Source organism: Pseudoxanthomonas sp. LARHCG66 (assembly GCF_052871755.1).
This window is the reverse complement of the sequence record NZ_JBIXJW010000002.1, coordinates 404,618-418,342: the sequence shown is the minus strand read 5'-3', so window position 1 is coordinate 418,342 and position 13,725 is coordinate 404,618. Positions and strand designations below refer to the sequence as shown.

Below are 13,725 nucleotides of genomic sequence, written 5' to 3'. Positions count from 1 at the left end.
TCTCGCCAGACCGGAAGGCAAAGGTTGGCGGCACAAGAAGGCTGCCATTCGCCGATGGCTCGAAGCGGATCCAGGCATGCTGTTGCCGACCACCGAGCTCAGATTGGCGCGACTGTTTGAGACGCTATCCGAGCGCGACCAGCGGCGGGCCCATCGATATGTCGATCGAATCTCTCCGGCATGCCGTGCCGTAAAAGTAGTGCCGCAAGCAGGCATGCACTCGTAGGACGCTGACTACGTCCTCAAGACTCAACGGAATCCCGTTCCGCCATCTGGTGGACGTTCTGCTCGCCTGAATTGCGCAAGGAATACGTGGTTGCGGTGTCTTACAAAGCGCATTATGCCGCGGCATGCGGCAAGCATTCCTTCGCTGCATCGACCGGCATTGATCCTTCCGGAAACATTTTCTCTTCACCAAGCAGGGCACACCATCCGTCTACCGACACTTTCCGCGTCGGACAACGGAGAACCGAAATGGGCCAGGGTCAGAACAACCAGCACGAAAACCAGCAGAACGAGCGCAACCAGGACCAGAGCCGCCAGCAGAACGAGCAGCAGAACCGTGAGCAACAGGACCGCAACCAGCAGAACCGCAACCAGCAGGATCGTGAAGAGGAATAGCGCCAGCAACAACAGCGCCGCTGAAACGCAATACAAAAAAAGGCCCCAGTCGGGGCCTTTTCTGACTCTGGATCTTGTCTGATAGGCCACTGAAGAAGAGGCATGTCGTTGAAAATCTGTTTCACCTTGTGACGCTTGCCTCGCTGACGACAGTCTGGAGTTACGCAGGGTCGTTTGCGCCAGCTGACCAAGACATTGGTATCGATCAACGGTCTCAGTCGATCGTCGGACGGTTCATAGATCGCAATGGTGGCCTGCCTTGGCGATCGAGCGAGATCGGTCGGTCACCGTTGCATATGCCAGTCCGCAACAGGCCGGGTGCTGCACGTGGCGACGTGGAGTGAGCCTGACCGCTGCCAACCAATAGGCGGACGAGGCGCTGCCCCGCCTGTTCTGTCATCCCGTAGCGCCAGCACCCGGGCCTGCACCCAGTTCCGCCCCGGTTACGGGATTGGAGTCCGGATCCGACGCGGTTCTGGCTGCCATCGCCTCCAGTGCGGCTTGGTGCGACTCGTCCAGAACCACCGAGGCACGGCCATCGCCGCCGTCGACGGCCGCTTGTGCGTCGCGGTCGTCGATCCGTTCCCACAGTTCGCCGCTGTTCCAAGGCCCCTGCACATCGCCTTCGCCCTGGGACATGTCGTAGAAGATGTCGGTGAATGCGGGATCCCCGGGCAGCTTTCCGGGAGGGAAGTTCGGTGTGATGGCGTACAGCGCCTTCTCGAAGGATTTCTGGTGCGCCACTTCGCGTGTCATCAGAAACGTTAGCGCGTCCTTGATGCCGGGGTCGTCGGTCACGTTGATCAGGCGCTCGTACACCAGCTTAGCCCGCGACTCGGCCGCGATGTTGGAACGCAGGTCCGCAGTGGGATCGCCGATGGTGTCGATGTAGGCCGCTGTCCAGGGGACGCCGCTGGAATTCACCAGCGCAGGTCCGTTGCCATAGAGGATCGACTCGGTCTGGGTGGTGCTGTTGCCACTCAGCGTGCGCATGGCGGCCATCTCTTCGAGGCCTTCGGCCATATCGGCTTTGGCGCCCTTGCCGAGCATGGCGATGATCGAACCGATGATCTCGAGATGGCTCAGTTCTTCCGTTGCGATGTCGTAGAGCAGGTCTTTCCTGCCTGGATCGTCCTCGGCCAACGCCTGGGTGAAGTAGCGCATTGCAGCGGCCAACTCGCCCTGCGGACCGCCGAACTGCTCCAGCATCAAGGTCGCGAGCAACGGGTCCGCCTTGGCCACGCGGACGGTGTATTGGAGACGCTTGTTGTGTATGAACATGAGGGGGGCTCCTGGAGTTTTGTCGCGCTGACGCGCTGACAGAATCGAATCTAGGAGTGCCAAGGTGATGCGGATATGACGAGAAAGAAGCGTTTATGTATATCAGGCGAATACACAACCTGCTCATGCGTGCACACCAAGAATGTTTCGGCACATTCCGTGCCTATCAGGAGACCTGAAATGAACCAGTTCCGCGTCGCTCTATTGCTGATCGCCCTCTGCACCGCCGTTGCCCTCGCCGGTTGCCGGAACGACAACAACGACAGCAACCCGAACGATGTTTCAACGGACACCGTCTGATCCATGGCTGCCGATGGCGAACAGGGCGGAACCGGTGCATTCGGCCGCTTCTGGGTATCGCGCCAACGTCTGACGGGATGGCTCGGCGCCACCATCCTCATCGGTGGTACCGTCTCCCTGATGTCGCATGCCTGGGACGCGGTGGCGGCGAGCGTAGCTACGCAGCGGGCTTTCATGGGGGGATCGATGGCCACCATGGCGACTGCATTGGGAGCGTGTCCGGTCCTGCTGTCGAGGCGGTTATCGGACCGCTGGTTCGATGCCCTGCTGGGCTTCGGGACCGGCGTCACGTTGGCGGCCTGTGCGTTTTCTCTGATCATTCCTGCGGTAGAGGTAGCGCGCGGGCTCCCGCTTTCAATTGAGAGCGTATCGCTCGCGAGTACAGTCGTGGGAGTGGCGGTCCTGCTGGGCGGTGCATGGATGATGGCCGTGGACCGCTAGCTCCCCCATGAGCACTTCATCAAGGGTGTCGAAGGCGCAGCGTCGAACAGGGTGGGGCGCACGTGGCTGTTCGTGGCTGCCATCGCGCTGCACAACCTTCCGGAGGGGCTGGCCATCGGCGTTGGATACGCCAATCCGGATGGTCTCTCGCAGGCTAACGCGCTTGCGCTGGGCATCGCCATCCAGGACGTGCCGGAGGGGTTGGTGGTGGCGATCGCACTGCTGGCTGCCGGTTACCGACGCCTGACATCCGTCGCCATCGGGGCGGCCAGCGGCGTGATCGAGCCGATAGGTGCGGTGCTGGGTGCCGCCGTGGCCACGCAGTCGCTGGCGGCCCTCCCATGGGGCCTGGGCTTTGCGGCAGGGGCCATGCTGTTCGTCACCAGCCACGAGATCATCCCGGAATCTCATCGCAAGGGGCATGAACGTCTCGCGACCACCGGCCCGATCGCAGGATTTGTATTGATGATGATGCTGGACACTGGGCTCGGGTAAGGCTGCTCCGCAACCGATGGAATCCTTTGCGCTTGTGCGTCGGGCATCCTGGAGTCGTTGCACGCCGCTTCACTTCCTGCCCACGCGACGCGTTCTACGGTTGCACGTGCCGTGCCGGGCACTGTATGCCGCGGGAGCGGCGCTCCACGCGCAAATCCACTGGAGATACCGCGATGACCGACGACAAGCGCAACATAGGGTCGCCCGACCGCGACCGCATCAATCTTGGCGAGGATTACGAGGTCGAGTACTGGTCGAAAGAACTGAGCGTTACTCCAGAGAGACTTAGATCCGTCGTGGAGGCCGTCGGCCCGAGCGTGAAGGCCGTGCGGGAACATCTCGGCGCCTGAAGACGTGTCGCTGCAGGACTATCGGCGAAAACGGCGTTTTGACGCGACGGCCGAGCCGGAGCCGGGTGCGCGTCCTCGCAGAGCCGGGCGCGCCATCTTCGTTGTCCAGTTGCATCATGCGAGCCGACGGCACTACGACTTCCGCTTGCAGGTCGGAGATGCCCTGAAGAGCTGGGCGGTCCCGAAAGGCCCGAGCTACGATCCCGGCGTCAAGCGCATGGCGGTCGAGGTGGAAGACCACCCATTGGACTATGCGGCATTCGAAGGCGAGATTCCCAAGGGCCAGTATGGCGGTGGCCACGTCGCCCGGTTCGATCAGGGGGTATGGGCGACCGAAGGCGATCCCGAGGAGCAGCTGGCAAGGGGCCATCTCCGCTTCGAGCTGTTCGGCACCAAACTGAAGGGTGGCTGGCATCTCGTGCGGTCGGGCAAACCGGCCAGGCAGCCACAGTGGCTGCTCTTCAAGGACAAGGACGGGCACATTGGAAGCGGACGATCTGCTCGCTGACGTGGCAACTGCACCGCAGGAAGACCTCAAGCGCGCCGGCAGTGGCAAGCGCGCGAAGAAGAAACTCAGCGTCTTGCCGGCGGCCCGCAAGGGCCGCAGGAAGGACTGGGCCGCTCTTGCACAAGCGCTGACGAAGGCGAAGAAGTCGAGGCCGCCGAGCGGCCCGTTCGAGCCGCAGTTGGCAAAGCTGGGAGACACGCCGCCGGAAGGCGAACACTGGATCCACGAACTCAAATGGGACGGGTATCGCATCCTGACGACGATCGCCGATGGACGCGTGCGCTTATGGTCGCGCAACGCGAAGGAGTGGACGGACAAGATTCCGGAGATTCGCGCGGCCATCGAACGTCTTGGTCTTGCTTCGGCCGCACTGGATGGTGAGCTGATCGCTGGGGCGGGTACCAAGCAGGATTTCAATCTTCTCCAGGCTACCTTGTCCGGCGAACGCCAGGACACACTCACCTATGCGCTCTTCGACCTGTTGCACCTGGAGGGCGTGGATGTGACGGCCGCGCCGCTTCTCGAGCGCAAGACCTTGCTGCAGGCGGTGTTGCAAAACACGCCACGCCATCTCGCATTCAGTTCGCATATCGAAGGGGTGGGGAGCGCCGCGTATGAACTCGCCGGCAGGCGGCACTTCGAAGGCATCATTTCCAAGCGCGCCGACCGTGGTTACCAAGGAGGGCGTAGCGACGACTGGCGGAAGACGAAACGACTCGCTTCCGATGAATTCGCCGTCGTGGGTTACACCGCGCCCAAAGGCAGCCGCACCGGCTTCGGCTCGCTGCTACTTGCCCGCCCCGACCCGGAGCACGGCTGGCGTTACGCGGGCCGGGTGGGCACGGGCTTCGACGACGAACGCATGCGTCAAGTGACCGCACTGCTGACCGAGGGTGGCAGCAGGAAACCTACCGCCCATGTCGGCGCGACCGACACGGATCTGCGTACCGCCACGTGGTTCGCGCCCCGGTTCGTCGTCGAAGTGTTCTATCGCGGTGTCGGACGACAGGAGCTGCTCCGCCAGCCTTCGCTGAAGGCCGTGCGCCCGGACAAGGACATCGCCGATCTCATCGATACCGACAGAGGGAACACCATGGGCACCACGCTTTCCAAAGCGACCAAGCCGCGCAAGCCAGTAACAGCGCGGCGCGGAAAGGCGCCGCTCACCGCCGAGCTGCCGTCGTTGTCCAGCCCCGGGAAGGTCCTGTTCCCGGCCGACAGGATCACCAAGCAGGAGGTCTGGGACTACTACCTCGCCGTCGCTGAATATCTCCTGCCGGAAATCGAGGGCAGGCCGGTATCGATCATCCGGTGTCCTTCCGGCATCGCGAAGCCGTGCTTCTTCCAGAAGCACATCACGGCAGGCCTGGAACGGGTCGCTGCCGTCAGTCTGAAGGAAGAATCGGGCGTCGCGGCCGAATATCTGGTGGTCGAGGACGTGCCGGGCCTGATGGAACTCGTGCAGTTCAACGCGCTGGAGTTCCATCCCTGGGGCTCGCATGCTGTCGCACCGGAGCGCGCTGATCGGGTGGTGTTCGATCTTGACCCGGGGCCTGATGTTCCCTTTGCCGAGGTCAAGCGCGCCGCTGTCGACATCCGCAAGCTGCTGGCCCAGCTCGAACTCGAATCCTTTCTCCGCGTGTCGGGGGGAAAAGGGTTGCATGTCGTCGTGCCGCTGAATCCCGGGTGCGACTGGGACCTGACCAAGCGCTTCGCACATGGGTTCGCGGACGCGCTGGCGCAGTCGGAGCCCCAACGCTTTCTGGCGACGGCGACCAAGAGCAAACGAAACTGCCGCATCTTCGTCGACTATCTCCGCAATGGTCGTGGTGCGACAGCGGTGGCGTCCTACTCCATGCGTGCCCGCCCTGGCGCGCCCGTCGCCATGCCGCTGAGCTGGAGCGAGCTGGCCAAGCTCAGCCGATCCGATGCGTTCTCGATCAAGGACGTGCCCGCCAAACTGAGGCGTCGTCGCAAGGATCCGTGGGAAGGTATCGGGAAACTCAAGCAGAACCTGTCGCGGTGGAGCGATGGCGGGTAAGGCCGCCGCACCGGGCCATTTCGAGGAGGTCGGGGTGGGCGACGACGAGCTCGCCACGACCGTCTGGACCATCGGACATTCCACGCGAACGCTCGACGTCTTCGTGCGCCTGCTCCATCACAATGGCATTGGGGCCATCGCGGACGTGCGCCGCTTTCCCGGCTCGCGCCGCTATCCCTGGTTCGGTAGCGACGCCATGGCGGCGAGTCTCCACTCCGCCGGCATTGCCTATATATGGCTGCCCCAGCTCGGCGGCAGGCGGCGACCGCGGAAGGATTCACCGAACAGGGCATGGCGGAACGCCGCCTTCCAAGGCTATGCCGATCACCTGGCCAGCGCCGAGTTCGCCGAAGGGCTTGCGCAGGTCGTCGCGCTCGCGCCGGAGGCGCGCACCGCGATGATGTGCGCGGAGTCGCTGTGGTGGCGGTGCCATCGGCGCCTGATCGCAGACCTGCTGGTGCAGCGCGGATGGACGGTGCTGCATGTTCTGGACGAGGATGCGCCAAAGCCCCATCCGCTGAATGTCGATGCGCGCATTCAGGATGGCGTACTCGTTTATCCGCCGAAGGCGTGATCAACGCGATCCGGTCCAGCGCGGGTCACATCCTCTTCAAGCCACCCACGCAACACTGGCGACATGGCTCGCTTCCCATCCTCGCCGGACGAGCCGCTTTGACAGGGCCGGTGTCCGCACCGGCCCTGTTTCTCCGGGTTGACGCCCTGTTTACCCGGGACGTGTCCCACTGACTGGTAGTCCCTTGTCGGAGCACGCGATGGGTCGGTTCGATTCAGAAAGATTCCGTGAGCTACTGGAACGGCTGCGGCCCGCCGGCGGTGTCGCACGATGCCTGCACTATCCGGGCATGACCCCGATTCCCGAAGGGTTCGACCGCTTCGCCAGCCACGACGCGCACGAGAGGGAACTGGCGTGGGGAGACGTGTGTCCGGCGTACGCACTGGCGCTGGTATCCCGCGGCAGCTACGCGCTGCCGCAGGACGATACCGAGATGGAGGTGCTCTGGGACGAGCTGGGCGGTGATTCCACACGCGTGTGGACGGAGGTCAGGGACGTGGTGGTGCGCGCCTGGGCGTGGCTGGATGCGCACCACCCGGACGCGCTCGCGCCCGGCTCGGGCGGGTAGGCCGCATGGCGCGCCGGAAGAAGACCCTCAGGATTGCGACGTTCAACGTCAACGGCATCAACACCCGGCTGCCGCACCTGTTGACCTGGCTGGAACGGGAGCAGCCCGACATCGTCGGCCTGCAGGAATTGAAGGCCGTAGATGCGGCGTTCCCGCAGGCTGCGTTGGCGGACGCGGGGTATGGCGCCATATGGCAGGGCCAGCGATCGTGGAACGGGGTGGCGCTGCTCGCACGCGGACAGGAACCGGTGGAAAGCCGACGGGGACTGCCCTGGAGCCCTGGCGACGACCAGAGCCGGTACATAGAAGCGGCGGTGCACGGGATCATCGTAGGCTGTCTCTACCTGCCCAACGGCAATCCCCAGCCCGGTCCCAAGTTCGACTACAAGCTGAAGTGGATGGGTAGGCTGCAGCGGCATGCGCGGTCGCTCGTCGATCTCCCGCATCCGGTCGTGCTGCTGGGGGACTTCAACGTCGTCCCCACGGACGACGACATTTACGATCCCAAGAGCTGGCGTAAGGATGCGCTGCTGCAGCCTGCATCCAGGGAGACCTTCGCCACGCTGTTGCAGCAGGGATGGACGGACACCCTTCTGGATATCCACGGACCGGGGAGCCGCATCTACACGTTCTGGGACTATTTCCGCCAGCACGCAGAGCGGGATCGCGGGCTGCGCATCGACCACCTGCTCGCCAATCCCGTGCTCGCGAAGCGCCTGATCGATGCGGGTGTGGACCGCTGGGTCAGGATGCTGGAAAAGGCCAGTGACCACGCGCCCACGTGGATCGAGGTCAAACGCTGATCGACGCGTTCACCCGTTGTGACCAGGATGGTGCTGGCACGTCGGGCAGAAGAAGGTGCGTCGCTTGCGCGTGCCGAGTTCCTTCAGCGTGAGCGGTCCGCCACATGCTGGGCACGTCTTCTTCGCATGCACCTGCCAGTGGCGCTTGAGTACGCCCGCCTTCTTCCACGCCAGGAAGTCGAAGCTGTATTCTCGCGCTTGCGCGATCAGGCGGCCCAGCTGGCGCGGCGGAATCCGGCCGAGCGGCGTGGCGGGGTGCAGCCGGACACGGAACAGCACCTCGTTCTTGATGATGTTGCCGACGCCCGCGAAGATGTCCTGGTCCAGCAAGGCGTCGCACACCAGGACATCCGGCTGTGCGCGAAGCTTGGCGCGTGCGCGGGCCGCGCTCCATTCGGGCGCCAGTACATCTGTCCGCCAGTCGTAGACCTCTTCCAGCGGTGCCTCGATGTACTTGAGGGACGACGCATAGACATTCAGCACGCCATTGTCGAAGCGTAGCGATACCCGAGGGACGGCCGGCTTCTCCTCATCGATCCGGTAGGAGCCGAACAGCAGCATGTGGACGCGCAGGCTGAACCCGCTGAACTCCAGCAGGAAATGCTTGCCCCAGCTCCTGACCGACCGCACGCGTCGGCCCTGCATGCGTGCGATATCGAGCGTACTGTTGCCGGTGACGGCGCGGACGGTCTTGCCGCGGAACTTCGCGGCGGCTTCCCGCATGATGACCAGGGAAGGACCTTCAGGCACGTCCCCGTTTCCTCGTTACGCGGGTACGCACGATCTCCTGCAACCGTGCTGCATTGGCGGTGGCGAAACCGTGGGCCGTGTTGTCGAAGACGATCCAGGGCGAGGTCGCCGCCCGGCTTGCCGCGACGTTGGCGGCAAGCGCCACCAACGCTGCTTCGCCATAGTCGCTGTAATACATGCGTGGCGCTCCGTGCCAGCGCCAGTACGACCAGCCTGGATGGCCACCCGGTGTGGCGGCGGCAGGCACCAGCGCAGGATCGGCCGCGACGCGACTGATACCGTGCTCCATCATCAGTGCGTCCGCCTTCTCCGTAAACCAGCTGGCATGGCGTGGCTCGCAGGCACACGGCACTCGGGTGCGACGCCGCAACAGGCGAAAGAAAACGGACACCACGCGTGCATCGAACGCATGTGAGGGCGGCAGCTGCAGCAGGTAGCCACCCAGGTGTACTCCGAGCCCCAGTGTCTGTGCCAGAAACGCGTCGAGCGGGGGAGCGGCGCCCCGCAAGGCCAGGTCGTGGGAAATCAGCCGCGGCAGCTTGACGGAAAAGCGGAAGCCGGCAGGCACCGACTGCGTCCATCGTGCATAGGTCTCCGAGCGATGCGGCCGATAGAACGAGGAATTGATCTCCACGATCGGGAAGCGCGTGGCATAGCGCGATAGCACGCTGCTGCCCTCGCCGAAGAGCTCCCGGTAGGGGCGAGGTGTCGCCCAACCCGCGCATCCGACACGCGCCGCCTTCACCGGAGTCACCGAGCGTTGCTGCATGGGGTGATTCAGGGCGTCAGTACCACCTTGCGGCACTCATCCTCGCGATCGTTGAACATCTGGTAGCCGCGCGCGGCATCGTCCAGCGTCATGCGGTGCGAGATGATCACCTCCGGTGCCAGCCGCCCCTCACCGATCGCCTCAAGCAGCTCGGGCATGAAGCCCTGCACGTGGGTCTGCCCCATCTTGAAGGTCAGGCCCTTGTCGAAGGCGTCGCCAAACAGGAAGCCGTGGATGAAGCCTGCGTACACACCCGGCACGCTGACCGTTCCGCCCCGGCGGGTGGCGGCGATGCACTGGCGGAGCGCCTTGCCGCTCGAACCCTCCAGCTTCAGTGTGGTCAGCAGGGTTTCGGTAGCGCTGCCCTTGGCCTCGAAGCCCACGGCTTCGATGCTGGCATCGACGCCGCGTCCGCCGGTGGCTTCGATGATCGTGCCGGCGGGGTCGTCGTCGTCGTCGAAGTTGATCGGAATGACGCCATAGGTCGTCTTCGCGAATTCCAGGCGGTACGGGTTGTGGTCGATCATGAAGATCGTTTCCGCCTCGAGCATGCGTGCGCAGGCGGCCGCCATGTACCCCACGGGCCCCGCGCCGAAGATCGCCAAGGTCGACCCTTGCTTGACGCCTCCATTGAGCACCGCCTGGTAGCCGGTGGGCAGGATGTCCGAAAGGAACAACACTTGCTCGTCGCGTAGTACATCGGGTACGGGAAGCGGTCCGACATTCGCCTTCGGTACCCGTACGAACTCGGCTTGGCCGCCGGGGACGCCACCGTAGAGGTGGCTGTAGCCGAACAGCGCCGCGGGAGGCTTGATGTTCTTGGGGTTCATGGAAGCCCCGCGCCCGGTGTTGGTGGTCTCGCAGGCGGAGTACTCGTTGAGGAGGCAGTGGAAGCACTGCCCGCATGCGATGACGAACGGTATCACCACGCGATCGCCCCGCTTGACGCGGGTGACGGCCGATCCGGTCTCCTCGACGATGCCCATGAACTCATGGCCGAGAATGTCGCCGTCCTTCATGCCTGGAATCTTGCCGCGGTAGATGTGCAGGTCGGAGCCGCAGATGGCGGTGGCCGTGACGCGTAGCAGGATGTCGTCGGCCTCGACGATGGAGGGATCGGGTACCGTCTCCACGCGGACGTCTTTGGAGCCCTGGTAGGTCAACGCTCTCATGGCATGCATCTCATAACGGACGGGACTCAAAGCTCCCGCATCGTTGGTCAACAGGTTGTGAGCAAGCAACGACGAGGCCGGTAAGGTCTGCAGGCTGCGGCTTCTTCATAACCTCACCATGCCGCCGTCACTAGGGTGAAGCCTCACTCATTCCAAGGCGAACACCCGCGATGGCTATCAAGGACATGCAGGACCTCTTCATTCATGAACTGTCGGACATCTACAGCGCCGAGAAGCAGCTGACAAAGGCGCTTCCCCGTCTGGCGCGCGCCACTTCAAACCCGGATCTCGCGGAGGCTTTCACCTTTCATCTGGAAGAGACGCAGGGACAGATCGAGCGCATCGATACGCTGGTGGAGGAGTTGGGCATCAAGCTCAAACGCATCAAGTGTGCGGCGATGGAAGGGCTGGTGGAAGAAGGCAAGGAGGCCATCGAGTCCATCGAAGAAGGCCCGCTGCGGGATGCCGCGCTGATCGCCGGCGCGCAAAAGGCCGAGCACTACGAGATCGCCAGTTACGGCACGTTGGCCGCTCTGGCTAAGCAACTGGGCCACAAGAACGCACTGGCCGCCCTGCTGGAGACCCTGGAGGAAGAGAAAGCCACCGACGAGAAGCTGACGATGCTCGCCGAGCAGGGCGGCAATCAGGCGGCGGCGGAGGACTGAATGCCATGCGTCGCCCCCGCGCGGACACCGTGATCGAGATGGATCAGCTCGAGCGAAGGTTCGATCATCTCGGCCATGGAGCGGTAGTTACTGATTTTTCAGCGTTCGTCCGGGAGTGCGACCGCGTGGTCGCACTCCTGCCTGCCGCAGACCGATCCTGGGCCCGGGAGCGCATCGAGCAGCTGCGCGCCCGCCTTCACCGCGTAAAGCAGCAGGAGGGAGGCTGCGATCAGGCCCATGACGCCGCGCAGGACCCGGACGAACACGTCGCGCCCGGAAACGACCGACGCCTGCCATGAAGACGGCGCGTACCCATCCCGTTTGGCGGGACGTCATGGCGGAGACCGCGTCCTGGTGGCGTGACGCACCTCCGCAGAAAGCGGACGTGGTCGTCATCGGGGCCGGCGTGGCCGGCCTGAGTACCGCGCTGCAGCTCGCGCGGGCCGGGCGCGATGTGTGCGTCCTTGAACGTCGTGGCATAGGGTCGGGAGAGACGCTGCGGACCAGTGCGCATCTTGCCTCGGCGCTGGATGATCGCTTCACGACGCTGGCGCGCTACCACGGTGAGGAGGGCGCACGGCAGGCCGCTGCCAGCCACGCCGCCGCGATCGACTGGATGGCGGAGATCGCCTTGGCCGGGCACATCGACTGCGACTTCCGGTATGTGCCGGGTTTCCTCTTCTCCTGCCACAAGCGAGCCGACGAACTGAAGGATGAAGCGCAGGCGGCGAGCCAAGCCGGTCTGCATGCCGTATTGCAGGCCGAGGGGCTGGCATCGCTGCCTGCGCTGGGGCCCGTGATTCGTTTCGAGCGGCAGGCACGAGTGGACATCGGGTCCTACCTGTTGGCTCTGGCACGACGGGCCCGCGACGCGGGTGTCGTGTTCGTGCGCGCAGACGTCACCGGCGTAACGGGCGGCACGCGACCGGAGATCACGTGCCGGAACGGTATGGTGTTGCGCGCCCGGGCGGTGGTCGCGGCGACCAATGTGCCCGTCCACGAAACGGGCGCGACCTACCTGAAGCAGGCCGCGTACCGCACGTACGTGGTGGTCGGCCGTGCACCGGGCGGGAGCATTCCGGATGCGCTGTACTGGGACGATGGCGATCCTTACCACTACGTCCGTCTGCGCAGGCCAGATAAGGGCGATGGTGCGGAGGTCGAGATCCTCGTCGGAGGCGGTGACCACAAGACCGGACAGGACGATGATCCGACCGTCTATGCACGCCTGCAGGACTGGACGCGCGTCCACTTTCCTTCGGTCACGCGCTTCACGCATGCATGGTCAGGCCAGGTCCTGGAGCCATCCGACGGACTGGCTTTCATCGGTGCCGATCCCGACAACGAAAACGTGTTCCTCGTGACTGGCGACTCCGGCAACGGGCTGACGCACGGCACGGTCGCCGCAATACTGCTGGGCGAGCTGATCGCCGGGCGCGACCACCCTTGGGCCGCGCTGTACGCGCCGGGGCGCCATCGGCTGAAGAGCGCGCCCACGTGGCTGCGCGAGAACGCGAACGCCGCGTTGCAGTACCGGGACTGGCTGGCACCGTCGCACGAGCAGGCGCTGGCGGCACTCCCGCACGGGAGCGGGGTCGTCGTCCGTCGCGGTGTGCACCGTGTTGCGGTCTATCGGGCAGGCGACGGCGCGCTGAACGCGCACAACGCGCGGTGCACGCATCTGGGATGCGTAGTCCGCTGGAGCAGCGAAGAGAAGTCATGGGACTGTCCGTGCCATGGCTCGCGTTTCGATGCGGCGACGGGCACCGTGCTCAATGGTCCCGCGAGTGAGCCGCTAGAGCCCTTCGACCTGAACGGGGACGACGCGCGTGACGCGGACATCCCGTGACCACCACGCTGTGGGGCTTGTATGCGGGATATCTGGTCTGGCTGCTGGCCGGCTGTGTCGACTTCCATTGCCATCGCCGCACGGATCTGCCGCATACCTCCGGTCTGCGGGAGTCGGGCCTCCATCTGCTGCAGACCGGCCTGATGGGCGGCATGCTGATGGCATGGATGCTGTTCGAGCCAAGCCTGGCGCTGGCGATGCTGATGGGCGTACTGGTACTCGCGCATGCGATGGCCGGCTACGCGGACACGCGGGCCGCATGGCCGCGCAGGGCCATCACGCCGCTCGAACAGCACGTGCACAGCGTGCTGGATACCGCCCCCTGGATCATCCTCGTCGTCATGCTGTACCGCGACGGTCGCCTGGCAATGCAGCAGGGCTGGGACTGGGCGTGGCGTTCCCCGCTGCCGCCGGCCTCAGCGTGGGCGGCGATGTTGGTGCCCGCGTTGCTGTTGTGCGTGCTGCCCTTGCTGCAGGAGTTGCGGGCGGCGTGGCGGGCGCGTGGCGAGCCGGGTGCTCATCCATAGACCCGCAGCGA

General features: G+C 64.6%; 16 protein-coding genes and 1 pseudogene. 13 read left to right on the top strand and 4 right to left on the bottom strand.

Annotated features, from left to right (window positions below; all coding sequences use genetic code 11):
• The first annotated feature begins 474 nt into the window (after positions 1-474).
• Positions 475-621, top strand: a complete 147-nt coding sequence (locus ACIPRS_RS08860; protein WP_446538294.1) for a hypothetical protein — start codon at positions 475-477, stop codon at positions 619-621.
• 396 nt (positions 622-1,017) lie between these two features.
• Here ACIPRS_RS08860 and ACIPRS_RS08855 read toward each other — a convergent pair whose 3' ends face one another.
• The gene (locus ACIPRS_RS08855) at positions 1,018-1,902 is read right to left on the bottom strand and encodes a manganese catalase family protein (RefSeq protein ID WP_446538293.1); all 885 of its coding nucleotides are present in this window, start codon (positions 1,900-1,902) and stop codon (positions 1,018-1,020) included.
• Positions 1,903-2,205: 303 nt separating this feature from the next.
• On the opposite strand from ACIPRS_RS08855, the gene ACIPRS_RS08850 reads away from it, so the two are divergent.
• The 8 genes and pseudogenes from ACIPRS_RS08850 to xth all read left to right on the top strand — a co-directional run bounded on the left by ACIPRS_RS08850 (position 2,206) and on the right by xth (position 7,982).
• Complete coding sequence (locus ACIPRS_RS08850; RefSeq protein WP_446538292.1) at positions 2,206-2,643, top strand: hypothetical protein; 438 nt, start codon at positions 2,206-2,208, stop codon at positions 2,641-2,643.
• 51 nt (positions 2,644-2,694) lie between these two features.
• Positions 2,695-3,138, top strand: a complete 444-nt coding sequence (locus ACIPRS_RS08845) for a ZIP family metal transporter (RefSeq protein ID WP_446538291.1) — start codon at positions 2,695-2,697, stop codon at positions 3,136-3,138.
• Between the two features lie 173 nt (positions 3,139-3,311).
• Positions 3,312-3,488, top strand: a complete 177-nt coding sequence (locus tag ACIPRS_RS08840) for a DUF3606 domain-containing protein (protein ID WP_446538290.1) — start codon at positions 3,312-3,314, stop codon at positions 3,486-3,488.
• Positions 3,489-3,492: 4 nt separating this feature from the next.
• Positions 3,493-3,996: a DNA polymerase ligase N-terminal domain-containing protein gene (locus ACIPRS_RS08835; protein WP_446538289.1), complete on the top strand. Its 504-nt coding sequence runs from the start codon at positions 3,493-3,495 to the stop codon at positions 3,994-3,996.
• A 166-nt stretch (positions 3,997-4,162) separates the two neighbouring features.
• A pseudogene (gene ligD, locus ACIPRS_RS08830) lies at positions 4,163-6,037 on the top strand (DNA ligase D); the annotation flags it as partial.
• Entirely contained in the window at positions 6,027-6,611 is a 585-nt protein-coding gene (locus tag ACIPRS_RS08825; RefSeq protein WP_446538288.1) for a DUF488 domain-containing protein, read from the top strand. The pseudogene ligD and the gene ACIPRS_RS08825, both read left to right, overlap by 11 nt.
• Before the next feature lie 289 nt (positions 6,612-6,900).
• On the top strand, positions 6,901-7,179 hold the full coding sequence (locus tag ACIPRS_RS08820) for a hypothetical protein (RefSeq protein ID WP_446538287.1): 279 nt from the start codon (positions 6,901-6,903) through the stop codon (positions 7,177-7,179).
• Positions 7,180-7,184: 5 nt separating this feature from the next.
• Positions 7,185-7,982, top strand: coding sequence for an exodeoxyribonuclease III (xth, locus tag ACIPRS_RS08815; RefSeq protein WP_446538286.1), 798 nt, complete (start codon positions 7,185-7,187; stop codon positions 7,980-7,982).
• Between the two features lie 9 nt (positions 7,983-7,991).
• Here the strand turns inward: xth and ACIPRS_RS08810 are convergent, their stop codons facing one another.
• The 3 genes from ACIPRS_RS08810 to ACIPRS_RS08800 are packed head-to-tail and all read right to left on the bottom strand — an operon-like array spanning position 7,992 to position 10,673.
• On the bottom strand, positions 7,992-8,732 hold the full coding sequence (locus tag ACIPRS_RS08810; RefSeq protein WP_446538285.1) for a DNA-formamidopyrimidine glycosylase family protein: 741 nt from the start codon (positions 8,730-8,732) through the stop codon (positions 7,992-7,994).
• Positions 8,725-9,501, bottom strand: coding sequence for a DUF72 domain-containing protein (locus ACIPRS_RS08805; RefSeq protein WP_446538284.1), 777 nt, complete (start codon positions 9,499-9,501; stop codon positions 8,725-8,727). The genes ACIPRS_RS08810 and ACIPRS_RS08805 overlap by 8 nt, the downstream gene beginning before the upstream one ends.
• A gap of 8 nt (positions 9,502-9,509) precedes the next feature.
• The gene (locus ACIPRS_RS08800; RefSeq protein WP_446538283.1) at positions 9,510-10,673 is read right to left on the bottom strand and encodes a zinc-dependent alcohol dehydrogenase; all 1,164 of its coding nucleotides are present in this window, start codon (positions 10,671-10,673) and stop codon (positions 9,510-9,512) included.
• A gap of 170 nt (positions 10,674-10,843) precedes the next feature.
• On the opposite strand from ACIPRS_RS08800, the gene ACIPRS_RS08795 reads away from it, so the two are divergent.
• Genes ACIPRS_RS08795 through ACIPRS_RS08780 form a run of 4 tightly spaced genes read left to right on the top strand, consistent with a single transcriptional unit; the run spans position 10,844 to position 13,714 of the window.
• Positions 10,844-11,338, top strand: a complete 495-nt coding sequence (locus ACIPRS_RS08795) for a YciE/YciF ferroxidase family protein (protein ID WP_446538282.1) — start codon at positions 10,844-10,846, stop codon at positions 11,336-11,338.
• Between the two features lie 5 nt (positions 11,339-11,343).
• Positions 11,344-11,637: a hypothetical protein gene (locus ACIPRS_RS08790; RefSeq protein WP_446538281.1), complete on the top strand. Its 294-nt coding sequence runs from the start codon at positions 11,344-11,346 to the stop codon at positions 11,635-11,637.
• A gap of 35 nt (positions 11,638-11,672) precedes the next feature.
• Positions 11,673-13,187: an FAD-dependent oxidoreductase gene (locus ACIPRS_RS08785; RefSeq protein WP_446538280.1), complete on the top strand. Its 1,515-nt coding sequence runs from the start codon at positions 11,673-11,675 to the stop codon at positions 13,185-13,187.
• On the top strand, positions 13,184-13,714 hold the full coding sequence (locus ACIPRS_RS08780; RefSeq protein ID WP_446538279.1) for a hypothetical protein: 531 nt from the start codon (positions 13,184-13,186) through the stop codon (positions 13,712-13,714). The genes ACIPRS_RS08785 and ACIPRS_RS08780 overlap by 4 nt, the downstream gene beginning before the upstream one ends.
• Positions 13,715-13,725: the final 11 nt, after the last annotated feature.